Origin of the sequence: Leptospira biflexa serovar Patoc strain 'Patoc 1 (Paris)' (assembly GCF_000017685.1) — a bacterium.
Taxonomy (GTDB): Bacteria; Spirochaetota; Leptospiria; order Leptospirales; family Leptospiraceae; genus Leptospira_A; species Leptospira_A biflexa.
This window is the reverse complement of the sequence record NC_010602.1, coordinates 1,300,527-1,324,223: the sequence shown is the minus strand read 5'-3', so window position 1 is coordinate 1,324,223 and position 23,697 is coordinate 1,300,527. Positions and strand designations below refer to the sequence as shown.

Sequence of the window (23,697 nt, the reverse complement as noted above, 5' to 3'; positions counted from 1 at the left end):
CTAAAAAACCCATCAATCCTTCACAGTAAAACTTTTCCGAACCGTATTCCAATACCTTTCAGCAATTGGTTTTTCTCGTTTGGGATACGAAAGTGATAAAAAGTAACCCCTAGGTGCATTGTACAGATAATACTCTTTCATCTCCATGGGAATGGGATTTCCAATATCATCTACTTCCACCCATTCACTCACATACTCATTATTAACCTCTAATCGTTTGAATTGGAGCTGTTTCATTTGACTTTTGGTTAAGGATCGAACCGAATCCCAAAACACAAAATAATTTTTGGTATTACGCAGTGGTCTTACTTTATCAAAACTAGAACCAATTGACAAAATGATTTTGGGTAATGTTTTCTTTTTTTTTCCAGATGTTTGGAGTTTGAGAGCTTCATCCCACTCTGTTTGCCCTTCGGGAAGGTAATTGGACAAAAACTGAACAAACCGTACAAGCCTGTAGATGGTATCTCGGTTTTCTCCATACAATCCAAGTCTATTTCCAAAAAGTCCTTCATACCTTAGGGAAGTTGGAATTTTTATACGATACCGGAAGGATTCAGATTCCAAATACAAAAAGTCCATAGGAGAAATTTCATCCACATAACAGCCATAAGGATCACTCACCAAATCCAAGGGAATTGTTTGGTCAGACCATTCATTGGCAGCTCTATTTGTGAGTTCGTTTGAACTTTTTAACCATTCTGGAAAAAACCCCGGTTCTTTTTCTTTTTTGAGTCGGTAACAAAGGTGGATTCCCTTTCCAAGGAAAACAACATCCTTTTCTTTGCGAACATCATACAATGCCACTAACTCCTTTGAGGCAATGTCTGCTTCCATTTGAATGGGAAATTCTTTGTAGTATTCATCATCGATTAAAAACGAAATTTTTCCCGACGGGGACATGAGGTAGTTCCGTCCAAACCGATCTTTTTTTTTCACAGAAGTTTGTTTGTTTTTGAACTCAGATAAAAACCGATGGTAACTTCTGAATTCCTCTTCTTCCGCATCCGGGATCCAAGGTTTTTGTAAGAGTGGGTCAACGATGACATCCGTTTTGTTTTGTCCTAACAGAGAACCATTTTGGATACAAAAGAACAAATAAAGCGTAACAAACCCAATTCCCAAACGCATAGACCAACGGAAAGAATTCTCTTTCTTTTGGTAACCGGTGAGAGAACGGTTCTCTCGCTCCATCACTTACACCAAAAATTTGGATTGGATGAAATTGAGTGCCATGGTAAAAATCTTCATAAATTCTTTTTTGTGAGATTCATCATTCACTCGGGACAAGATCCCTTTCAGTAAGGTTTGCACCTGCCCATAATTGGGTACTTCATAAAATGATTTTTGGATGTGTGGCCAAGCCATTTTGACGATTTGCATAAATTCAGGACTTCCTTTTTTGAATTCTTGAATCATACGATCTAACGTCAGTTTGACGATTTGAAAATTTTTGATTTTTTTGACAATGCCTTTCAAAACATCAGGTTTTAATTCTGACTTAGTGCTCATCATTTGGAAAAGTGCATTCCAATCCACGACTTCATTTTTTTGTTCTTTTAGAACTTGTGTTCTCAAAGAGACCACTGCTTTGTCAAATTCAGACAAGGTGCGTAACCAATTTTGGTATCCTACTTGGTCCGCCTTCGTTTGGTAGGTGGTAATTGTTTGTACCAAATCCATAAATTCTTTGATCGAAAAATTACCGAGTCTTATTAAGTTGAGGTTAACTTGTGGTGGAGGTGGAGGAGACTCTTCTTCGTATTCAATGCCCAAGTCATCCGAAAAATCATCATGTTCGTCCGCAGTTTCAGAAGGATTACTATTTCCGTTTTTGGAATCGGAAGAATCATCAAACTCTAAATCTTCTATTTCATACTCATCGTCTGATTTTGTTGTGCTCGTATTGGCACTTGGTTCTTGGTGGGATGTTTCTGTCACTTCAGGACCAATTTTGATTTCTAACTGTTCTCCAGTTAAAATATCAGCAAAGGTCTCTGTGATTTCTTGTAAGATGGACTTTTCTTTTTCAGGAATGATCGATTGTTTTTTGACAATGGGAGTCGGAGGAGCATTGGCAACCGCAAGTGCTTCTGTTAAGGAAACTGGCTCTTTTTCGGAATCACTTCCTGCGGGCATGGCTAACGCGGCTTTGGCGGAAGCTGCCATGAGACCCTGTGGTTCAATGATTTCCCCTGTGATCGGATTTTCCAAAACCATCAGAATTCCTTTTTGGGCAAACACATAATCCTTAGGATGAGTGACTTGGAGTCCTTCTACAATTTCTTCCGTGATGGAGGAATAAGTAGGGGCCGGCGCATTGGTGAGTTTTTCTAATTCTTGGGTTTTGAGTTTGTCTTGGACTTTCGTCAAAACATCGATGAAATTGGAATTGAGATACGATGAAACTTCTTCTTTCGAAACACCTAACAAAGTCGCAAATTGAGGCAGGTGTTCAAAAAACTGATCCGTCTTTTTGATATTTCCCGTCATGTAGGATTTGATTTGTTTTGCGACCTCTTCCACTTTGGTCGGGTCCATTTTTTTGGCCTTCAGAAGGCGTTTGAAAATATCAATATGGGCATGGAAATAGGACAAAAATTCCCCATAAGCGGTGAATTCGTATTCGCCCTGTCCTTTTTTCTCTAATACTTTTTTGGAAGTTTCTGCCATACGGGAATCTCATCCAATGCATAGGAAAAGTCACAAGGGTCAAGATTTTTACGAACCGATTGACGAAATGCTAGGAGAGACCAGTCTTAGTGTTATGAAACGTTTTTTTTTACTGATTGTGCTTAGTTTTGTCGTGTTCTTTTCTACATCTTGCCAAAAGCGAGAAGACAAAACCTTGGAGAGAAACTTGTTCACCTTCCTTGTTTCCTGCACGGGAGGAAGTCTTACTGCCTGTAATGCTGATTGTGCAGCAAAGTATCCAGACATCACTGGGGAAAATTACACGGCAGCATCTACTTGTTTCAGCAATTGTTCCACCAACTGCAACCTATCTGGAACTCTTTTACTTTTAACAAACCAGTAATCTTTTTTTAAGTTCCGTACACCAAAAAACTCGCGGCGACGATGCCGCAGGTTTCTGTCCGAAGCACCCCACCCGGCAGTGTGAGTTTTGGGATTTGATTTTTTTCCATCCATTCCTCTTCGTCTGCATGGTAACCACCTTCTGGTCCAATCACCGGAATTTTCCCGGCTAAACTTTGGATTTGAAATATGTCCTTTCCAAAAGGATGGAACACCACCAAACTTTCTTTATGTGTTTCCATCCAATCTTTGGCTGGTTCTATCGATAGATTTAAAATTTCCGTTTGTTTGGATTGGGCTGCTGCTTCCTTTACGATTTTTTCCGCTCGTTCCAAATTAAATTCCTTACGAATGGAATGGCGAAACACCAAAAAGATCACTTCATCTAAACCAATCTCTGTTACTTTTTGTAAAAAAAAGTCGAGACGATTCCCTTTGGGTAATGCGATCGCAATCTTTTTTCGGTTTGTTTTTCTTGGAACAAACTCTTCATTTTGGAAGACAAGATCTTTAGAATTGGGAGTGTATAGGTAATTATATAGACCACCTTCCCCATCTCGAATTTGTATGATATTGTTTTCGGATTGTAAGCGAAGAGCCCTTAGGTGGTTTAACTCTTCTTTGGTGAGTTGAATGGACTCTTTTTTAAAAAAAGGTTTTCGGAAAAGTATCAGACCTGGTTCCGTCAAGGTGGATCTACTTTATCTGCTTAAGTTGTCCACGTTAAACAAAGATGTGTCTGGGTTCACTGTTTTGTCCACTTCTTGGATTTCCCAAACCGTAATGCTACCAGTATTCAAATCTAACATTTCCAAACGGGATGCCTTTTGGACTTCTTCCACTTTTCCAGTTGCATCCTTGATTTTGACTGGCCCATACTTTAGGTTTAATGTTTTGAATAAAATTCCATCGCGGTCATGAAAGTCCACACGATAGGGTTTTAAGTCTTTTTTCCCGACAAGTAAAACAAGTTTTTTATAGAAGTAAGGTAGGATGGGTTTGAGCGAAACACGATAGTACATCTCTCCACCAATTTCCAAATCTCCATTCACAAGTGGATTGTAATTTGCCTGATACGAATAACCAGACAAATCCACATAAAAAAATCCAGTGCCCATTAGGGATTCGTATTTCTCATCATCCGTTTTGCGAAAGAGTTTGGCACTTAAGACATTGAAGAAAAATACATTTTCCCCTTCATCCTTTGTGAGAAGTTTCGATTCAAGCCCTCGTCCCTTTCTGTCAAAAAGTAGAAGTGCATCTTCCCCATTAAAAAACCGATTGATTTTCCAAGTTTCAGACGTTCCATTCCTTCGAATGAGGACATAGGTTCCTTTCACAAGGCCTTTGCCAAAATCCATCTCTCGGTCAAGCCTTGCTAGAAGTTCTTGTGCCGACAAACTTGCTTCAGGCGTTTGTGCCTCTAACGACACAAACGAAATGAATAAAAATAAAATCCAAAGTTTTCGCATGTAATTTCTTTATTCTGCCCTCATAGAAGGTTTGGTATAGGAATACAATCCGTGAACACTCCCTTGCGCTTGTGCTGACTCTGTCCTACGTTCAAACCGAAGTTTCCCTTCTCGTAACGCTTTGTGTAAATCTGGGATATTACGGTATCCCATATCTTGGAAACTTTGTCTGAGTCCTTGCACGAGATAAGGAATGAGGTTCAGAACAGATCCTTTATCAACCACATAACCAGAGACACCTTGTGCCACTTTGATCTTTTGTGATTCAGAGAAGTACCGTTTGTCTCCACCTTTGCTCATCGCTTCTAAACTTGCCATTCCTCTATACTTCTTTAGACGAATTCCATTTTCATAAAAATACTCACCTGGTGCTTCTTTTGTTCCAGCAAACATGGAACCCATCATACACATCGAAGCTCCAATGGCGAGTGCGTTAGCAATGTCCCCGATATTGGAGATACCTCCATCAGCAATCACTGGCACTCCATGCGCTTGTGCATACTCCGCTGTTTTAAAAACAGCTGTGGCTTGCGCTCGTCCCACAGCCATCGTATCTTGGGTGATACAAATGGAACCAGGTCCCATTCCAATGCGAAGGCCATCGGCACCGGCCCCTATGAGATTGGCAGCTTGTGCTTTAGTGACAACATTTCCCCCAATCACATCAATATTAGGAAAATTGGATTTGATCCATTGGATCATTTCAATTTGGTAACTGGAATTCCCTTGGGCAGAATCGATGATGATGGCATCAACGCCGACTCCTGCAAGAGCTGCCATACGATCGCGTGACTCAGGTAAGGTGGAAAGGGCTGCACCAACACGTAATCTTTTTTGGTCATCTTTGGATGATTGAGGGAATTCTTTATTTTTTTTCAGGTCACTACGGCAAATGAGTGCCACAAGTTTTCCTTGTTTGTCTACGATGGGGAGTTTACCTTTTTTACTTGTGCGAAGGATATCATTCGCTTCGAGTAAACTGATCCCCACATTGGCAGTAATAAGTTCTGTCGTCATCACCTTACCGAGTTTGATATTTCTGTCTTTTTCAAAGTCCACATCACGGTTTGTAACTATCCCAACTAACTTGGAATTAGCGGTTCCGTTTTCGGTAATGGGAATCCCACTGAATCCATATTTTTCTTTGACTGCATCTAAATCAGCAACCGTATGTTCTGGAGAAAGTAAGATAGGATCTTTGATGAATCCGTTTTCGAATCGTTTCACCTTACGAACGAGATCCACTTGTTCCTCTATCGTATTATTATAATGTATGATTCCAATTCCACCCATAAGCGCCTGTGCAATCGCCATTTCAGACTCAGTCACAGTGTCCATGGGAGAACTCATGAGTGGTCTTTTGAGTGAAATATTTTTGGAAAGTTTTGTTTCTAGTTCCACATCGCTTGGATTGAAGTCTATATAGCCAGGTAGTACTAAAAAATCTCGATACGTGAGTCCCATGTTGACCGAGAAGAGCTCTTGTCCACTGACTCCGTCGAGAAGCTCAGTTCCTGGTAGGGGGTGATTTGACATAATTATCCTTCCTTTTTCTACTTTAGGTAAGAAAACTCTGCGTGCAAGAGAATTTCAGGAGAAAATTGACCGATAATAGTGAGTACCACGACCTTTTATGGAAACAGTAGAAAGAAACAAACGTTCCTTGGATGTTTTTTCCGACACGGAAAAAAAACTGCATGTTTTGACCAAATTTTTATTAAACCAGGAATTGAACCTGAAGGATGATATCCATTCAGGAGAAAGTTGTTATCTCAAAAAAGTTTCCCAAGACGGAAACAAAATTTTAGTCAGTGTGAGACCCACCATCACACTTTCGGTCGGCCAAAAAATCACTCTCTACAAAATCCTTGGTCGTTACCTCCACCTGGAATGCACTGTGGAACAAGAAAAGGGCGAATCACAATACGTCTTACAATTGAATAAAATTGCCATTGCCAAAAAAGACAGGGAAAGTTCGAGAATCCCAGTCCCTCCCGGTTCTGCCTGGATCACCAATGTGGTTTCAAGCAAAGCAAAAATTGAAACGGATATGTTCCATGTCCCTACTGCAGTGAAAGTTAACTTCCAAGATTTTGAAACCAAATTGAAAAACTCAGTGGATTTTATTAAAATTTCCACCTTCAATTCCCGCGAAGACAATGAAGTGATCCGCCAAATTAAAAAAACCAAAAAAGGATTACTTTTGGAGGATGTGAACAACAAAGAATGTTATGTAACATCACCTAACGAGGACTTTTTGGTCTTTGCAGATGAAATTGAAGAAGACATTGCAAAGGAAATCAATAACCGAAGAAATCTCAAAATCAAATCGGAACTCATCCTCCCTATTTTGTATTTAAATGATGAGGAAGAATCGATTCCCATCGGTTACATCCACATGCAAAGTAAATCCGAAAATTTTGATCTCTTGAAAGCCATGGAGATGAAAACATTATGTTTTGAAATGGTGGACCGAATCCGCCACTCCAATATGATTAAGTCGGATGGAAAATTTCCGGTGATCGATATTTCGGAAGGTGGACTCAAAGTCATCGTGGACCACCCCGATCTCATCCAAAGCCTACCCAAACTCAAAGGTTTTCAGTTTGATATCTTTTTTAAGATGCAGTCACCCTTAACTGCGTTTGGACAAATCAAAACCATAACCAAAAATGAAGAAGGCCACCTAACAGTAGGTCTAGCGATTGCGGGCCACTCTTCCCGTTCTGGTGAGAAAAAAAGATTTCTCGAAAACGTAGAATTCTTTCGAAAACAGCTTCAAAAAAATTAAACGGCCGTTTCGCTTTAAATTTCCCCGTATCCTAATACTTCGATCGACCATCGTTCTTCCCATTTTCGGGACACAAAGTTAATGGTCTCGGGATCCATCGTATCTTTCAAATGCGCCCAGTCCTTTGGTGTGATCCTCTCCCCTTCTACCAGATAAAAATGGGATTCTTCTGGGTCTAAGGATTGGATGCTTTCAGCTGGTATGGTTTCGTATACAAGAAATGATTCACTGCCATCCAAAGAGTTACGCCAATTCCTGAGTGGTTCCATTTCTCTTGGAATCACAAATACCAAACGGTGTTGTAAGTTTTCCCCCCGATAGGCAAGTGTTCGGGAAAGATAGGATTTCCGTTTGGAATCAAGAAAGGTTTCGATCGATTGGATGTCCTTTGTATTTGGAACTTCAACTAGTTCGATCACAAAATCAATGGTACAAAAAGGTTCCTTTTCAATTTTTTCTCCCATGGAGTTTAGGATTTGAGCCAAGTTTTTTGAAAGAGTTTCTGGATGGAACCAAATACTTTGGTGCCTTGTCCCGCGTTCCATCGATTGAAAGGATGCCAGTTTTCTCTTTTCAGTCGAATTCTCTGGATACCAATCAAACCGGTCTGAAACCTTCGGATTCCATTCACATAAAAATGGTCTCGGAAATTCGTCTAACCTGCGTTCAAGGAGGTCCTCAGCAAAGTACACCGAATCACGTAAGGCCTCTTGGCTAAAGGTTGGAGTTTCTAAAATACGGTACGGTGGCGTTGGCATAAAAATCAGGCCTTCTTTTTTAGCATCTTTACGCATACTCGTGCCAGGTAGTACAGAAAGGGGAAAGGCCTGCACCCATTCCCCAAGCCCATGTTCTAAGAAAAAATGAATCCCTCGTTCGACATCATCCGGTGTGTCCCCAGGAAGTCCAATGATGAGATCAAGGAGTAAATCAATCCCTTCACCCGCAAGCATCTTTGCTACTTCTGCCACCTTATGGGGACTGCCATAACGTTTGACACGTTTTAATGTTTCTTCATTGACCGATTGTAGTCCAAGTTCGATCCGATTGAATCCAGCTTTTCGAAGTTTGGTGGCAAGTTTAGGAGTGACACCTTCTGACCGAAGTTCTGCAAACATCGTCATTTGGCCATCAGCATTCACTTCTGCAATGGCATCTAAAAAGGATTCAAAACCAGGGCGATGGTTAAAGGTTGGGTCTAAAAATACAAGTTCCTTTGCCCCTTTTCCTTTTAAGTTGGAAATCAAATGGATGGTTTCTTTGATATCCAATGTTCGTAAACTTTGTGATGATTTTGGATAAAAACAATACGTACACTGTGACTTACAACCTCTCACAGTTTCCAAATAGGTAGAACGTTTTGGATTCACTTGTAAGTGCCCTGTTGTATAAGGCGACGGGAAATCCGTCAAAGGAAAGTTAGCAGGGACGGAGACTCCAAATGGACTCAAAGTCCCATCTGATTTTCGGTGAGCTACATTTTCAAAATTTTCAAGCGATTCCTTGTTTAATAATCCCTTCATGAGACTTCGAAAGCTATGTTCCGCTTCCCCAGAAACGGCGATATCAAAACCAGTTTCGCCTAAAACATAGGGATTGTCTTCATTGACCTCGGGTCCTCCAATGAGGATTTGAATGTCTGGATTTCTTTTTTTGACTTCTTTTGCGATGTATAAACTTCGTTCCGTATTCCATAAGTACAAAGACAAACCCAAAAAATCGGGACCTTCTTTACAAATCCGATCGATTAAATCTAAATCCCCAAGGGAATCAGTATCTTCCGGTGGAATGACAATCGGTGAAATCCCAAGGATAGGATCTTGCTTGGATTCTAAACAACTTGCTAAACTAGCAGCTGCTAGGGGAACATTGCCAGTGGCCGCAAAATAACTTGGGGGTGGCACGGGTAATTGCAAAAACTGGATTTTTGCCATATCTCTTACCAAGATTCATGGTTCGAACCAGACTGCAAAAACTTTCAGCTACGAGACACGACCACATCGATAAATAATATCAAATTTTCGGAAAGGTTTCTCGCAAATGTACGCAACATCATACTCTCTGAAATATCATGGTACATCTGAGAGAGGGTCCATGCGTCCCGGCTCGTTTTTGATTTATGAAGGTGTTCAAAAAAATAAGGCCGAAAAGACCAGTTTTTTCCCAAAAAGGAATAATCAGGTTTCATATCCCCTAAATCGGTTCGTGCATAATTGGGAGAGACCTGGAAACCCATATGGTTTGTGATGTACATCCGAAAAAAATCACCATCACCAAACACAGTGGTGGAGAAGTTTTCTTTCCATTCCCAAATCCCATCCTCTTGTCCAAATCCCATCACAATTTCAGATAGTTTATTTTTCCAAATGGTTTCCCATTCAATCTGAAGGTTCATTTCTTTTTGTTTCCTTGCATGAAAGTATTCCAAGGAAGACTGCATCTCTGACCTGTATTCAAATCGATTGGCAAAATGTAGTTCTGGTTTGGCGAAATAATACCCTTGGATGTAACGAGCTCCGTAATTTAAGGCATTATAGAGTTCATCCTCTGATTCAATACCTTCAAATAACAAACTACTCCCAAGAGACTCACCTAACTTTGATAAATTGAGTAATATCTCTTTGAAATTTCGAGAGAATGTGGATCTACGTAACATCTGTAAATCCACTTTGATGATCTCGGGATGGAATAACCCGATGCGATCCAGGTTACTTGCCTCAGAGCCTGCGTCATCCACAGCAATGGAGAATCCTTCTTTTCGATATAAATTCAAAACCGGTTTTAATAATTCTAAATTATGAGGGAATCGTTCTTCTGTGATTTCAATGACGATCCGAGTGGGGTCAAGTCCCACCTCTCTTACCATCCGTATGGTTTGTGGTAAGGTAGTTTCTAAATTCAGCAAGGCATGGTATAAAATGTTCGGAGAAATATTCAGGAATAATTTTGTTTCAGGAGGAGCTTCTTTTGCAAACTTTTGTAAGGCGGAAAATCGGATTTCCTCATCGACTTGTTTTTTCAAAAAAAATAATTCATCATAACCTAAGGTATGAGTTAAAAAAAATTCTCCTAAACTGAGTAGGCCTTGTGGTGTGGACAAACGACCAAGAAGTTCATACCCGTAAATACCAGTGGATTCGGATGATAAAATGGGTTGGAACACGGGGATAATTTCCCCATGGGAAAGCCACTCTTTCCATTCTCGAACTAGTTTGTGACTTTCGCTTTCTATTTGCATAGAGGGATACATACAAACTCATTGCAAGATCGGTACCAATGGGCATTGTAGTGAAGTTCACTGCATCATGCTCATTATTTAGACATTAAAGAACGGGAATGCGGAAATTTTTTGAATTTTGTAGAATAACTTAGCAAAATGGTAAAAAAAAAGCCACTCAAGTTACCCTGAGTGGCTTCCTAGCGTAAGCACCAATTACTTGATGTCTCTTGCTCTTGTTTTGAATGATTCATCCAATTTTGGCTTTTTAGAAGGTTTTGGTTCTTCTACTACTGGCTGAGTCGGTTGTTTTACTTCTTCAGAGGCACAGTTGATCATAAATACAGCCAAAAAAGCAATGATTAGCATAGACGAAATTTTTTTCATGTATTTGCTCCTTAGACTAAACTGTCGAAATTCATAAATAAGTCGAGGAAAAAACGATGATTCTGAAGATGGAAGAGATATGCCATTCAAGTCGCAATTTTTTGTCTTCGAAGGGATCGATGGTTCAGGGAAAACGACAGTCTCGAAGAAAGTTTCCGAAATCCTTAGTACAAAATCCATCTCAAACCTATGGCACAGAGAGCCAACGGACAGCATTCATGGCCAAAAAATCCGTGAATTCCTCCAAGGGAAAATCAAACTCACGCCAGATGAACAATTAAAACTTTTTTTACTCGATCGGGAATTCTCCGTGAATGAGACCATCTTACCAACGTTAAAGAGTGATACTTGTTTGGTTCAGGACAGATACTATTTTTCGACTGCTGCCTACCAAGGAAGAGACGAAGAACATGCGGCGGACATTTTGTACATGAATGAAGACAAGGGTTTTCCGGAACCAAACCGTGTTTACTTTTTAGACCTTTCGCCAGAGGAAGCATTGGAACGAAGGAATACTCGCGGTGGGAACAAAGAAGCATTTGATGATGAGAAGGAACAAACCCGAATCTATCAAAATTATTTGGCAATCCTACCGGAATCGACGATTTTTGTGGATGCCACTGCCGATTTAGAGGAAGTAGTCAATTTTTGTGTGGAAGATATTTTACTCTCCCTTTCTTTGAAAACTTAATCTTTCAAAACGGAGAAGACCATCATGTCTCCCATTTGGAACCATTTCACAAAACGGTCCAAAAATGCTTTCCGTAAGCGATAAAAAAAACTCGCCCCCGCACGACCCGTAAGCCCGCTCCCGTAGGTAAACGCCTTAGGAGAATGATAACCGAGTGAGACCAACAATTGTTTCAATCCTGAAAATGAATAATAATACAAATGTTCCGGTACATTGAGATACCTCCAGTTCAGCCCATTCCATTTGGCAAGTAGGCCATACCGACACGTGGACAAAATGAGAATCCCACCAGGTAACAAGTGTTTCTTGATCTTTTCTAAGGTCTCTTTGGGTTTGTGTAAGTGTTCGATCGTGGCCCAAAGGGTAATCACATCAAATTGGTTCTGAATGTCCAAATCCCATTCTAAAAAATTCTCCTGGAAGATATTGAGTCCAAGACTTTCCCGCGCAAACTGAACTGGCCCATCTGCAATTTCGATCCCTTTTGCCTCATACCCTCGCTCGGCCATATAGGCGACAAAGTATCCGGCAGCACAACCAATATCAAGGGATGATAGTTTTTTACCTGGGAGAGAGGATTGTTTTTTTCGCGTTTCTTCCCAAGTGAAAAAATCCAAATCACTTAAGTTCAATTGGAACACTCGGGAGATTTCCTTTCGCAGATCACTCGAGTAATAATTATCATACCCACGTTCCGTACGATTCGTGAAATAAGAATCGTCGTAGTATTTTTTTACCTCACTGAAACTAGGTTGCGGGTTCACTTGCACAAGCCCACAAGTCTGACAACTCACAATGGAAAAGGTTTCCTCTAGAGGGCTTTTTTTGACGTACAATGGAGAAAAGGATCTATGACCACAAGTATTACAAGGAATGGTTTCCACAGATTACCTATCGGCCGTTTTTGGAAAAAAACGAAGTGATTAGATACCGCGAGAGGTGAAGGAAAAATGCAAAAAAACAAAGCACGAGAATGATACTTGAAGAAGTGGGAAAATAAATCATTTCTCCGTTCCGTTCCAAACCAACTAGGGACAACATAAATCCAAGACAAGTGGAGAGTACGGAAAACAAAACACAAACAATGGTTAAAATTTTTAAGGAACGAATGATCGGTAGTAAGGCAAACACAGGGAGCAAAAGATGCGCAATGCTATAAAACGTTCCAAGCAAATTCACTGCTACAGTGAGAGATGCGGCAAGGATGATGTAAAAGAGTAAATCAAAAGGCAGAGGGTTTCCCACTTGGATTTTGTATTCGTCTCGATCAAAACTAATGAACAAAAACCTTCGAAAGAAACTGAGATAGAGGAAAAAAAAGAAAACCGCCACATAGATCCCGAGCGAATCAGCTCTCACTTGAGACGTGAGGATGTCCCCAAAAAAAGCCGCCATCAAATGGTTTTGGACATTCCCACCGAGGGCAAGCATGAACTGAGAGGCAGCCGAAAAAAATACAAATAAAATCCCGAGGATCACCTCTTCTTTCATGCCCGGAAGTTTTCGAACATAGAGAAGTGGAAACACCAAAATACAAGAAAACAAAATGGGAAATATTTCTCCGGGCCATTCCATAAAAAGGGATAATGCCACAGAAAACGTAACGGCTTGTGAGAGGGTCACTCCAAAAAAAGTCATCCCTCTGAGTACAATGAGGATCCCAAGTACTGAGAGTAATGCCCCGACAAGGCTACCCACTAACACTTGTGGTAAAAATAAATTCCAACTGGAGAGGAGACTAGTCATGGTGGTGGCAGTTTGGTGGCCTTTCTCCTCTCGTGATGTTGTACAACTTTCCTTCATCAATCTCAAACACTTCATCAAATCCAAACCCCCAATCGTGTTCGAGGCTATGGGTGATAAAAAACAAGGACCGGTTCCCTAGTTTGAGGTATTCTGATAAAATGGATTGGAAGAGTTCTCTGGCATTATGGTCCAAAGAATCCATTGGTTCATCTAAAAATATCAAATTGGCTTTCGTGAGTAGAGATCGTAAAATCAGAACCTTTTGTAACTGCCCCCCGCTACATAGGGAGATTTGTTTTTTTAAGTAAGAACTAACACCTGTTTTTTCAATGAGTGCCAGATCCTCTTCGGAAAATCTTTTTTTGGGTAAAAAACTAAATCCAATATTTTTTGGCATGAGGAGGACATCTTCCACACGTAAGGGGAAATCGAGTGCCATTTTTTTTGCCTGAGGCACATAGGAAGTAGAGATTTCATTGGAAAACTGAATGGAACCCGAAAGTGGTGGGAGTAAATCGGTAAGTGTGCGAAAGAGTGTGGTTTTCCCTGCTCCATTGCCACCCACGAGAGCGTAGGTTTTGCCCGCCTCAATATGAAGGTGGATGTCAGTCACAACCGGGAATTCTTTCCTGTAACCCACGGACAAATGGTCCGCATGGATGAAGGTGGAAGGAGTGGAAAGACTATTTGGTTTTGTCGCTTGCATCACGTATTTTTTGTAAACTCATCCGTAAGGCATCTTCATAACTTGTGGTATCAAGGGCTCCCACAGAGATTGGGAGAGTCACAACAACTGACCCAGGAACTTTCGAAGAAACATACTCTGCATACTTTGGATTGTGATAAGGTCCAATCAAGATAATTTTTATCTTTTCTGCGATCATATAACTAATAACTTGGTCCATATAACGAACCGAAGGTGGAACACCTGGTCGTTCTTCTATGGTTAAGTTCGCATTGAATTTGAACCGAGAAGCAAGATACACAAATTGGTCATGGAAAACCGCCACTTTTAAGCCAAAGTATGGTTCCATTTTTTTCATTTCCTCTTTCGTGACCTGGATCAGGCGTTTTTTAAAAGAGTTAAAATTCCCTTCGTAGTATTCTCCGTTCAATGGGTCAACACGAGTGAGGGCATTTTTGATATTTTGTGCCATTTGGATGGCATTGATGGGATCATTCCAGTAGTGCGGGTTTCCATAAATATGCATGTCTCCCATGGAACGATCCATCATCACCGTTGGTTCTCCCAGGATCTTCACTCCAAAAGAAGTGTCACAATACCCTGGTTGTCCTTTTTGGATTTTCATATTCCTTGATTGTTGTTGGAGGTATGGGATCCACCCTACTTCCAAATCAAGTCCGATCACACATAAGACATCAGCTTCGCTCAGTTTCACTAAAAAATCAGGACGAGTCATCACAAAATGGGGATCGTCCACACCTCGAATCATTCCATAAACATCAGCCCTTTCACCTGCAATCTGTTCGGCGATGTATTTAATGTCTGAGATACTTGCTACCAAAGAAACCTTTGCAAAGACAGGTGATGTAAATAAGAATACAACCAAAAGGGAAACTTTGGTAGTCAAAGAAAGAAGATTGCATCTAACATTTTTTCCGGTTTTTATTTTGTTTTCACACATATACGTTCTTTCCTCTTAATAACTATGGGCAGGGTGAGATCCTAAAATGGCAACCGCTTGCACATAAAATCTCCATTCCCTTTGTTCTTGGAATTCGGTTTTGGAAAAATCCTGGATGTAACGCCTTTCCACTGATCCTCGGATCCTTCCAAACTCAGAGCTATGAAAGGTGATTTGTGCGGAATGGGCTTCAATTGCATTGTCTGCAAGTTTTCCATATTTGTCGACCAGGGATTTATCGGTAAAATAATCATAACGATACCCAAGGGACCAAAGTTGATGGAATTTATAATCCACAAAAAAGTAATACCCCCATTGGTCTCGTGAAGGAGCTTTTGATTTTTGAAAGGTACTTGGGTCCATTTGTTCGGGGAAAATTTCTTGTTGGTACCAACCTTCCGACATGATCATGAGTTCTCGAAGGTTGGAACGGTTCCATCGTAAAACGGCATCCATTCCATACAAATACCTTTGGTTGCGACGGTCTGTTGTGGGTTCAAACCGGACACCAGAGAATCCAAATTGGGTCCCCCAATTGTTTCCAAAGTAATAAAAATGTTTGAGGTGGGCATATCCCATTGGGTTATTTTTTTGTTGGCCTTCGGAATGGGAATGACCCCATCGTTTTCCATTTGTAGCACCTAATACCAGTTCCTGGGTAATCCATTTCCAAGGAAGTAATACACTAAATTCCGCTCCCGTATCCATTGCCGATTCAAACCCTATGAATTTTTCATGGACAATGGGATTCATGGTGAAGGGCCGGTCGTGTAGGTGTATTCGATTCAAACGTCCAATATCAACGAACATCTGGCCCACCTTCAAAGAGGTGTTAAACGGTAAAAAAGGGAATAACACATTGGCTTCGTGTACTTCAAAGTTATACTTTCCATTTTCCCCGTGTGCGGCCCCGAGGAAATTGGCACGCATCCATTGGTCAACAGCTGCCGTGAACCCAAACTCGGCGGATCGTACATCCAGTTTGTTATCAATCCGTTCGCCTGTGCCTCTCGGTTTATTTCTGTCCCAAGCGCCTACTATGTCAATGGCAGCAGAGACATCCATCATTAGATTTTGAGCAGAGCGATTGATTTGGTTTGGTTGTTGGGCATTCGACGTCACACCGCGACTTCCCTCTGTGACCTTACTACGTGTTTCTTGGTCTTTTAAGTCTTTATCGAGTTCGGCTTCCCAATCATCAGTTCCACTTCCCTTTTCAGTTGTTCTAGTGAAGGCATTCGATTTGGTTGGTTTGGTTTCTTCTAATTCTTTTTCCCAATCATTGGTATCAGCATACACAAAGAACGACAAAAAGACTGGCAGTAGGAGTACCACCAGTCGCGGATAAGAAAAAGATTTTAGGAATCCGAGTTTCACTGTATTGAAAGATTTTCCTTATCGAATCATTGCGCCTAGACCAATAACAGATGAGTATATCGTCATTGATTTTACGACAACATTATTTAGTTTCAGTGCCACTCGATCGCCAGAGACAGCTAATGCGACATCTTCTTGTTCAAATTGATACGAATTCCTATTTACAGTATCACAGGAACCTTCCCAACCAAAAATATGCGCTCCAGTCCCTTCTTCGTGAACTTCTAGACACAAAATTTTTTCAACACCGACCGAGGAACTCCAACTGGCAGGTTTATCATCAAATGCACTTGCAGCATCATTGACAAGTTTATTCGCACCAGTAGCAAAGATAGAAAATCCTGGTCCATTGATACTAGCTTCACTTGGTAAATTTGCTTTTAAAATCGATGAAGCATTGTTCAAAACATAAGTGATTTCAATCCCAGCTTTCTTTGATCCTCCAGAAGAAGACAAACTGCTACCACGAGTCACAATTGTGGATGCATCACTTGTTCCGGAAAGTCCACCATTGAAGGTTATGTTTTGGGCAGTAAATCCTAAACCTAATAAAGTAGTTGTTGCATCCCCGGAACAACCGAAAAAATTATAACGCGTTCCTGTTCCTGCCGCACCAGACCGTGCCGATTGCCCACAAGTCCCACTATTTGACAAAAGGGCCGCAAGGATCGCATCGTTATTATTGTCCTTATCCTTAGAAGAAAATAACTCCGCACAATTACCCAGAGTCAAAAGAATCGAAAAAATTATGATTGGTTGTAAGAATTTCATCACTACCTCTGTTTGCCTATCATTTGCAACGCTGTTGCAAATGCAACCACGTTTCATTTGAAAAATCGGTTTTTTGCGTTTTGGTAGAGGATTTTTTGTTTGGCTTTGTCTGAGATCGGTAAGTCGAGAATTTTCGAAATGGGGTGGTTTAGATTGTAAGGGAGATTCGGAAAGTCGGATCCAAAGTAAATTTGGTCTTGGAATGTTTCAAGCAATGGGATGGCAGAATCCACATCAGAAGCGTTTCCTGTCGCAAGAAAGTCCACAAACACCATGGTTGTATCAAGTGCCAATTGAGGATAATCACCAAGTAACGAGGCATAGGCGGAAATTTCATGGGCACCCATATGAGCAACAATAACGTGTAACTTGGGATAGGTTTGAATGAAGGGTTTAAAAAAATGAATCCCTGTAAATTCACCAGGAAGTGGAGCTGTTCCTGTATGAACCACAATGGGGATTTGTTTTGTTTCCAAATACAAAAAACAATCTCTGAGTTCTGGATCATTTAAATTGAGTTTGGATACTTCACAGTGGAGTTTGAATCCTAAAAATCCATATTCCTCGACTGCCTGTTTCACATAGTTTAACACTCCCTCTTCGGGATAAAAGGTTCCAAACGGTATGGCCCCTTCCCAGTTTCGGAAATTGGCATACGTCCAATCATTGAGCGACTTTGCCATATTCTTTTTGTGTGCATAATTGAGAGTGGTAAAGTTTTTGATTCCATTATGGTGCAGACGTTTCACTCGTTCCATTTCTGGCAACCGATATCCAATGGCCCAGTTCACATTGTCAAACCAACGCCAAATCAACTTCATGATGGTTTCTGGAAAAAAATGTGTGTGGATATCAAAAACATAAGGGATTCCTAACTCTGAAATTCGTTCTAAGTGGTCAGGGATTTCTTTGTCTAGAATGGGTGGGAACTGGTCTCCCCTCCAAGAAAAGGGAGAGGAAATTCGAGTATCGATTAAATTGGCAGAAATTTCAACCTCTCCTTTCCCCGCAAAACAAGCGTAACAGGGAAGAAGAGGTTCATCCAGAAGATCGTTATGCAGTGACTGGAGTTTTTTTCTTTCCACGTATTTTGGTTAGGTTGGCTGCAAGAACAGCCGCACTGTCTAAAATATAACTTTCAGTCAGAGACTTTCTATGTGCCCTTCTTTCGACTTTGGACCTTCCCACACTTCTTTCGAGTAACATACTGTTATGAAATCTAGCTGCCGATTCCACCACTTCAAATGCCAACTCTTCGCGAAGCGGAGTCGAATCAATTTCTGCAAATTCCGCCACAACTGTTTCGAATTGTTTGAATAGATCGTTTAGCTCGGAGGATGAAACAAATCCGGCCATTTCCGATTTTAGGTATTCACGATAAATTCCAGTTTCTGTCATTCCGGAAACAATACCACCGATACAAGCTACCGTTTGGAGTTGTGTGGTACCTTCATAGATGTTTGTGATCCGAACATCTCGATACAAACGTGCCACATCATAATCTTCAGTGTAACCCGACCCACCATGGATTTGCAGAGCGTCGTATGCGACAACGTTTGCCATTTCCGTGATGTAATACTTGGAAAGTGGAGTGAATAGTGAGGCAAGTTTTTCCCATTTTTTAAAAGTTTCATCTTTTTTGATGTCCTTTTCGGTGAGGCCTTTCATCTTGCCTCGTTCTTCTTTCCAACGGTATTGGTCCACAGCAAAACTTGCTTCATAAAGAATACAACGCATAGCCGCCACTTCTCGTTCCATCCGCTCCAACATTTTTTTCACTGCGGTGATGTTACTAATGGTTTTTCCAAATTGGACTCGTTCTTCTGCATACTTCTTTCCTTCGAAATACGCTGCGGTTGCAATTCCCATGGCCTGTGCGGCAATGTTTAGACGAGCTTGGTTCATCATCGCCATGGAATACTTCACGAGTCCTTTGCCCTCTTCACCGATGAGAATGCCTGGTGCATTTTCAAATACCACTTCGCAAGTAGGAGAACAATGAAGACCCATTTTCTTTTCGATGGATGCGACAAACACATCTTTGGAATGAACTAAGAAGAAAGAGAGACCACGAGCGCCACTGGTTGTGGAACCAGTTCGTGCCAAAGTTAAGATGATGGATGGTGCATCACCAAATCCACATGCATGGGTGATGAAACGTTTTGTCCCAGTGATCCGCCACACTCCATCTTCCCCTTTCACAGCTTTTGTTTGTAAGTTCGGAAGGTCAGAACCGTAATTAGGTTCTGTGAGAGCCATTGCCCCACAAAGTTCTCCTGCGGCCATTTTGGGAACAAATTCATGGATCATTTCCTCTGTTCCAAAACGTTCAACAGTTTCGGCAAGGTTCATACAACCAAGAGTGATCGCAAGAGATCCGTCTCCACGAGAAACACATTCAGATAACATCGATTGTACGACAGAAGGTAATCCTAGTCCACCGTAATGCCTGTGGATTCCATACGGTAATAAACCTGCTGATTTGATTTTTTCCGTAACATCTAACATTGATTTAGGGAATCCAACTTGTCCGTCTTTGTATTTGAGTCCCTCTTCATCCATTTGTTTGGCAATTTGAGAGATGTCGTTTCCTGCAATGTCCCCACCCGCTTCCAACGTGGAACGGTAAAATTCGATGGCATCTTCGTAATTTCCAGGTGCAAAGGTTAATTCCTCTTTCCCTGATTTTTGGAATTCGGCAAAATCTTCGAACCCTTGTTCGTATTGGTCGATCACCGCATTCCAAGGTGTGAGAGAATCGAAATGATCAATTAAGTCATCATTATCATTAAAATAGTTATTAGATATCATACAATTATTGGCTCCAGACCAGGACTTTCACTCACCATTCAATATAGGGAAAAGAATTACAAATAATTTTCCCTTGTTGATTTCTGAACAAACGTCAAATCCGTTAAGTTAATAGTGTTAAACAAGGATCATTTGATCCGATTGGCAAGCACTTGGATGTCCTCAATGTGTTCGGCAAGAATCCTAGTATTTTCTGCCACCACTTGCACAGCATCTTCAATGTTTTGAGCCGCACGCATGACTTCTTGGTTTCCAATGGACTGTTCGTTGGCGATAGTTTCGAGTTGGGAGGAAATCTCCTTCAATTGTTTTTGAGATTCTACAACTCGGGCGTTTAACTTTTGCATATCGATGATTTTTTCGTTGAAATTGATCACTTTGGATTGGATGTTCAACATTTCTTTTTCTTGGTTACTTGCCATCGAAGTAGCTTCCTTTGCCGAAAGATTCCCTTTGATGAGATCCGATTTCGATTTTAGAATGGTTTTAGAGATGATACTCGCATTGGATGCTGAACTTTCTGCTAACTTGGCAACTTCTTGTGCGACAACAGCAAAACCACGCCCATGTTCCCCAGCCCTAGCCGCTTCAATTGAGGCATTTAACGCAAGTAAGTTGGTTTGATCAGCAATTTCTTTCATGATTTGGTTTACATCTTCTACTTTCTGAAAACTCGAACTTACCTCAGAGAGAACATTGTTTAAGTTTTCCATGGAACTTGTGACTAAATTACTAAATTTGGAAGATTCTTTGATTTGATTGGAAATGAGTTCAATTTCGTTTCTAACGGAAGCAACGATGCCTTCTAAGGTTTGGCTTTCTTCATTGAGGGATTCGATGCGAGAATATTGGTCCTTTACAAAATGAAAGGAATTTTCTGTGGATTGAGCAATTTCTGTGAGAGATGCTGAAATCTCTTCAATGGATGCCGCTTGGTTTTGGACAAGCCCATTCAAATCATCGGTAAACACCTTTAAGGCGGCAACAGATTGATTTAAGTTTTCTCCCGTATCGACCATTGCTTCTTTTTGTTCTGATACTATTTTGGCATGGGAATCCGCTGTTTTTTTCCCTTCCATTGCCTCTTCCCTAATTGCGTTGAGTAGTCGTACCATCTGACTCATAAAGTATGTGGAGAGAATCAAAAACACCACTTTTACAATTTCAATCGGTAACGAAACCGAATGGGCCAAATGGTGTACATCATTGCGGTCGACAAAACTCACTCCTTCCAAATAGGAAAAAAATAAGGAGCCAATGTGAATGATGATGAGAAGAGTTCCTATAATGATAGTTTGTCCTGCAGAAAATAAAAAACCAGAGTATAGAATCACAAAAAAACAAATCGTATAATTGATTCCAAGTTTTAAAGCAGCAGCGGATAAATCCAATGTGATCATAGATTGCCCCCAAGTGGATAAACCAACAAGGATCACATCACCTACCACAAACAAAAAGGGATAAGGATTTTTATGTTTTCGGAAGAGATACAATTGGGTAAACGCAAGGACTCCATACAAGGAAGTTGACATCACCATCACGATCAATTGGTCTGGGCGAATGGAACCCAAACTTCCCAAAATCCCTAAAACGTAAATGCCAAATAAAATAAAACGAATCGTATTGATGGTTTTTGCGGATTTTAATGTATACTCGTCCATATCTTTCTTTATCGTCTTTTGCATTCGGAAAGATTGCAAGGAATTACTGAAAACATTCCTTTGGCAAAAAATCAATCCGCTTCAACTCGGCACGAATGCAAATGTAAGATGCCGAACCATCATTTTCTATGGAAAGAAATACATACGATGGACATGGTATGACTTGGATCCAACTACGATCCCCTTCCCAACTCCGATCGAACATTTTGCAACATTGTTGCATTTGTGATTGACAGAATTAGCCACTGCTTTTAAATGCAACTTAATTGCAAAAAGTGGTAAACCCTATGGACAAAAAAATACCCGTCACAGTCTTATCTGGATTTTTAGGTGCTGGCAAAACAACCCTACTCAATCACGTTCTTTCCAATCGAGAAGGGCTTCGCGTTGCAGTCATCGTCAATGATATGAGCGATGTGAACATTGATGCAAAGTTAGTTGCGAATGGGGGGAAACTCAGCCGGACTAACGAATCTCTCGTCGAAATGTCCAATGGTTGTATCTGCTGCACCTTAAGAGAAGACCTTCTCATTGAAATCACAAAACTTGCTAAAGAGAATGTATTTGATTTTATTCTGATTGAATCCACTGGGATCTCTGAACCATTACCCATCGCAGAGACGTTTACCTTTGCAGATGAAAACGGAGTGAGTTTATCTGACCTCGTGACATTGGATTCAATGATTACCGTTGTGGATGCAGTCAATTTTTTAAATGATTTTGAAAGTTTGGATTCACTGAAAGAACGAGAATTAGGTGCTGGAGAAGAAGATGATAGAGATATAGTGGACTTACTTGTAGACCAAGTAGAATTCTCCAACACGTTGGTCGTCAATAAAATTAGCCTCTTATCAGAATCAAAAAAACAAAAACTCCTTACCATTTTACGTTCCTTAAATGCTCAGGCAGAAATCATTACAACCGATTATGGACAGGTTCCCTTTGATAAGGTATTCCAAACGGGGAAGTTTGATTTTGAAAAGGCAAAACAATTTCCCTTATGGCTAAAAGAACTAAGAGGGGAACATATCCCGGAAACAGAAGAATATGGAATCAAAAGTTTCGTGTATGGTAACAGAAGGCCAATGCATCCAAAACGTTTTTATGAATGGTTAGATTCCGAAAAACCAGGTTTGATCAGAGCAAAAGGTTTCGTATGGCTTGCCTCCAAAATGGATTGGGTTCTTCTGTATTCACAAGCAGGGAATTTATCTTCTTACAAACCGGAAGGGTATTGGTGGGCAAGTATCGCTTCAGAAGACATTCCTGATGATCCTGATGTCCAAGAGAATTTAAAACAACATTGGTTGGAACCGTGGGGAGATCGGAGGCAAGAAATTGTCCTCATCGGTCGGGATCTGAATGAAAAAAAACTAAGGTCTTCATTGAATGCATGTTTGTTAACTGAGGATGAAATCAAACAGGGCCCAGAATTTTGGGAAACCTTAGAAGATCCATTTCCCAATTGGGATGAGATGATGGAATCCTCTGAACAACTAACAGAATCTGAGTTGGATCCTCTGAGGGTCACGAAATGAAAGTGTATTTAGGTGACCTGCCAGTGGAACTCATTGGCAAAAGACCAAAAACAGGCGAACCTATCGATGGTAAGTTTGGTTTTAGACCGGTGCTCAACACGAAGGCCAATTTCCCTTGTTTGGGAAACGTGAAGGGGATCGTTTTTCTTTCCACCTTACCAAATGTCAGATCGTTTGCTTGTTCGACACAAGTCCTAGATTTAGAAGAAGAAGTGATCAAACGAAAAATACCTGCCAAAATTTTCCATCTTGCTTCTTGTGGAAAAGAATCTTGGTCTGAGATCAAAAATCTCCACCCACAATTAAAAGCACATGGATATTCCCTTCAAAATTGTAACACCAATGATGTGAATCGCTTTAAACATAAATTAGGTGTAGGAGTGTCCAATTCAAATCGTTTAGCACATGGACTTTTTGTATTAAAAAATGGGAAATTCATCGCTAGTTATATCCCCAAACAACAGTATGGTGTGCCAAACATCAAACGATTTCTCAATCGATTGGAGAGAAGTTTGCATTCTTAAGACAAATTTGACAGTATTCTTCTGGGGTT

General features: G+C 40.7%; 22 protein-coding genes. 5 read left to right on the top strand and 17 right to left on the bottom strand.

The genetic code is table 11. The features are described 5' to 3' along the window. Positions 1 to 12: 12 nt before the first annotated feature. Together LEPBI_RS06250 and LEPBI_RS06245 are read right to left on the bottom strand one after the other, a co-directional pair. The gene (locus LEPBI_RS06250) at positions 13 to 1,197 is read right to left on the bottom strand and encodes an LIC10775 family protein (RefSeq protein ID WP_012388268.1); all 1,185 of its coding nucleotides are present in this window, start codon (positions 1,195 to 1,197) and stop codon (positions 13 to 15) included. Beyond that, positions 1,198 to 2,673 (bottom strand): hypothetical protein, encoded by a 1,476-nt coding sequence (locus tag LEPBI_RS06245; protein ID WP_012388267.1) that lies wholly within the window; start codon positions 2,671 to 2,673, stop codon positions 1,198 to 1,200. A gap of 94 nt (positions 2,674 to 2,767) precedes the next feature. Here LEPBI_RS06245 and LEPBI_RS06240 point away from each other — a divergent pair, with 94 nt between their 5' ends. After that, on the top strand, positions 2,768 to 3,037 hold the full coding sequence (locus LEPBI_RS06240) for a hypothetical protein (RefSeq protein WP_012476223.1): 270 nt from the start codon (positions 2,768 to 2,770) through the stop codon (positions 3,035 to 3,037). 7 nt (positions 3,038 to 3,044) lie between these two features. On the opposite strand, the gene LEPBI_RS06235 is transcribed toward LEPBI_RS06240, so the two are convergent. Genes LEPBI_RS06235 through guaB form a run of 3 tightly spaced genes read right to left on the bottom strand, consistent with a single transcriptional unit; the run spans position 3,045 to position 6,044 of the window. Next, complete coding sequence (locus LEPBI_RS06235; RefSeq protein WP_012388266.1) at positions 3,045 to 3,725, bottom strand: 16S rRNA (uracil(1498)-N(3))-methyltransferase; 681 nt, start codon at positions 3,723 to 3,725, stop codon at positions 3,045 to 3,047. A gap of 12 nt (positions 3,726 to 3,737) precedes the next feature. After that, positions 3,738 to 4,508 carry an outer membrane lipoprotein-sorting protein gene (locus LEPBI_RS06230; protein ID WP_012388265.1) on the bottom strand — a complete coding sequence of 257 codons (771 nt, stop codon included), beginning with the start codon at positions 4,506 to 4,508 and terminating at the stop codon, positions 3,738 to 3,740. Between the two features lie 9 nt (positions 4,509 to 4,517). Next, positions 4,518 to 6,044 (bottom strand): IMP dehydrogenase, encoded by a 1,527-nt coding sequence (gene guaB / locus LEPBI_RS06225; RefSeq protein WP_012388264.1) that lies wholly within the window; start codon positions 6,042 to 6,044, stop codon positions 4,518 to 4,520. 97 nt (positions 6,045 to 6,141) lie between these two features. On the opposite strand from guaB, the gene LEPBI_RS06220 reads away from it, so the two are divergent. Further along, a complete protein-coding gene (locus LEPBI_RS06220; RefSeq protein WP_012388263.1) occupies positions 6,142 to 7,299 on the top strand; it encodes a DUF1577 domain-containing protein in 1,158 nt (385 codons plus the stop codon). Positions 7,300 to 7,313: 14 nt separating this feature from the next. Here the strand turns inward: LEPBI_RS06220 and LEPBI_RS06215 are convergent, their stop codons facing one another. From LEPBI_RS06215 to LEPBI_RS19115, 3 genes are all read right to left on the bottom strand, one after another. Further along, complete coding sequence (locus LEPBI_RS06215; protein ID WP_041769729.1) at positions 7,314 to 9,233, bottom strand: B12-binding domain-containing radical SAM protein; 1,920 nt, start codon at positions 9,231 to 9,233, stop codon at positions 7,314 to 7,316. A gap of 44 nt (positions 9,234 to 9,277) precedes the next feature. Then, the gene (locus LEPBI_RS06210; RefSeq protein ID WP_012476222.1) at positions 9,278 to 10,537 is read right to left on the bottom strand and encodes an EAL domain-containing protein; all 1,260 of its coding nucleotides are present in this window, start codon (positions 10,535 to 10,537) and stop codon (positions 9,278 to 9,280) included. 195 nt (positions 10,538 to 10,732) lie between these two features. Then, the gene (locus LEPBI_RS19115; protein ID WP_167530795.1) at positions 10,733 to 10,903 is read right to left on the bottom strand and encodes a hypothetical protein; all 171 of its coding nucleotides are present in this window, start codon (positions 10,901 to 10,903) and stop codon (positions 10,733 to 10,735) included. A gap of 79 nt (positions 10,904 to 10,982) precedes the next feature. Between LEPBI_RS19115 and tmk the strand changes: the two genes are divergently transcribed. Continuing rightward, complete coding sequence (gene tmk / locus LEPBI_RS06205) at positions 10,983 to 11,594, top strand: dTMP kinase (protein WP_012388260.1); 612 nt, start codon at positions 10,983 to 10,985, stop codon at positions 11,592 to 11,594. On the opposite strand, the gene LEPBI_RS06200 is transcribed toward tmk, so the two are convergent. The 9 genes from LEPBI_RS06200 to LEPBI_RS06160 form a co-directional block, all read right to left on the bottom strand. Then, complete coding sequence (locus LEPBI_RS06200; protein ID WP_012388259.1) at positions 11,591 to 12,478, bottom strand: class I SAM-dependent methyltransferase; 888 nt, start codon at positions 12,476 to 12,478, stop codon at positions 11,591 to 11,593. The two genes, tmk and LEPBI_RS06200, sit on opposite strands and share 4 nt — an antisense overlap. A gap of 7 nt (positions 12,479 to 12,485) precedes the next feature. Beyond that, positions 12,486 to 13,340, bottom strand: a complete 855-nt coding sequence (locus LEPBI_RS06195; protein WP_012388258.1) for a metal ABC transporter permease — start codon at positions 13,338 to 13,340, stop codon at positions 12,486 to 12,488. Continuing rightward, positions 13,333 to 14,046: a metal ABC transporter ATP-binding protein gene (locus LEPBI_RS06190; RefSeq protein ID WP_012476221.1), complete on the bottom strand. Its 714-nt coding sequence runs from the start codon at positions 14,044 to 14,046 to the stop codon at positions 13,333 to 13,335. Before LEPBI_RS06190 ends, LEPBI_RS06195 begins: the two co-directional genes overlap by 8 nt. Continuing rightward, positions 14,024 to 14,986, bottom strand: a complete 963-nt coding sequence (locus tag LEPBI_RS06185; protein ID WP_012388256.1) for a metal ABC transporter substrate-binding protein — start codon at positions 14,984 to 14,986, stop codon at positions 14,024 to 14,026. Before LEPBI_RS06185 ends, LEPBI_RS06190 begins: the two co-directional genes overlap by 23 nt. Before the next feature lie 15 nt (positions 14,987 to 15,001). Continuing rightward, positions 15,002 to 16,321, bottom strand: a complete 1,320-nt coding sequence (locus LEPBI_RS06180; RefSeq protein WP_187148083.1) for a TonB-dependent receptor — start codon at positions 16,319 to 16,321, stop codon at positions 15,002 to 15,004. 60 nt (positions 16,322 to 16,381) lie between these two features. Next, on the bottom strand, positions 16,382 to 17,134 hold the full coding sequence (locus LEPBI_RS06175; RefSeq protein WP_012388254.1) for a hypothetical protein: 753 nt from the start codon (positions 17,132 to 17,134) through the stop codon (positions 16,382 to 16,384). A 53-nt stretch (positions 17,135 to 17,187) separates the two neighbouring features. Next, a complete protein-coding gene (locus tag LEPBI_RS06170; RefSeq protein WP_041769984.1) occupies positions 17,188 to 18,123 on the bottom strand; it encodes an amidohydrolase family protein in 936 nt (311 codons plus the stop codon). 64 nt (positions 18,124 to 18,187) lie between these two features. Then, positions 18,188 to 19,945, bottom strand: a complete 1,758-nt coding sequence (locus tag LEPBI_RS06165; RefSeq protein WP_012388252.1) for an acyl-CoA dehydrogenase family protein — start codon at positions 19,943 to 19,945, stop codon at positions 18,188 to 18,190. A gap of 128 nt (positions 19,946 to 20,073) precedes the next feature. Next, complete coding sequence (locus LEPBI_RS06160) at positions 20,074 to 21,606, bottom strand: methyl-accepting chemotaxis protein (protein WP_041769726.1); 1,533 nt, start codon at positions 21,604 to 21,606, stop codon at positions 20,074 to 20,076. Positions 21,607 to 21,893: 287 nt separating this feature from the next. Here LEPBI_RS06160 and zigA point away from each other — a divergent pair, with 287 nt between their 5' ends. Both zigA and LEPBI_RS06145 read left to right on the top strand, forming a co-directional pair. Further along, positions 21,894 to 23,144 (top strand): zinc metallochaperone GTPase ZigA, encoded by a 1,251-nt coding sequence (zigA, locus tag LEPBI_RS06150; protein WP_012476217.1) that lies wholly within the window; start codon positions 21,894 to 21,896, stop codon positions 23,142 to 23,144. Then, positions 23,141 to 23,668: a hypothetical protein gene (locus LEPBI_RS06145; RefSeq protein ID WP_012388248.1), complete on the top strand. Its 528-nt coding sequence runs from the start codon at positions 23,141 to 23,143 to the stop codon at positions 23,666 to 23,668. The genes zigA and LEPBI_RS06145 overlap by 4 nt, the downstream gene beginning before the upstream one ends. Positions 23,669 to 23,697: the final 29 nt, after the last annotated feature.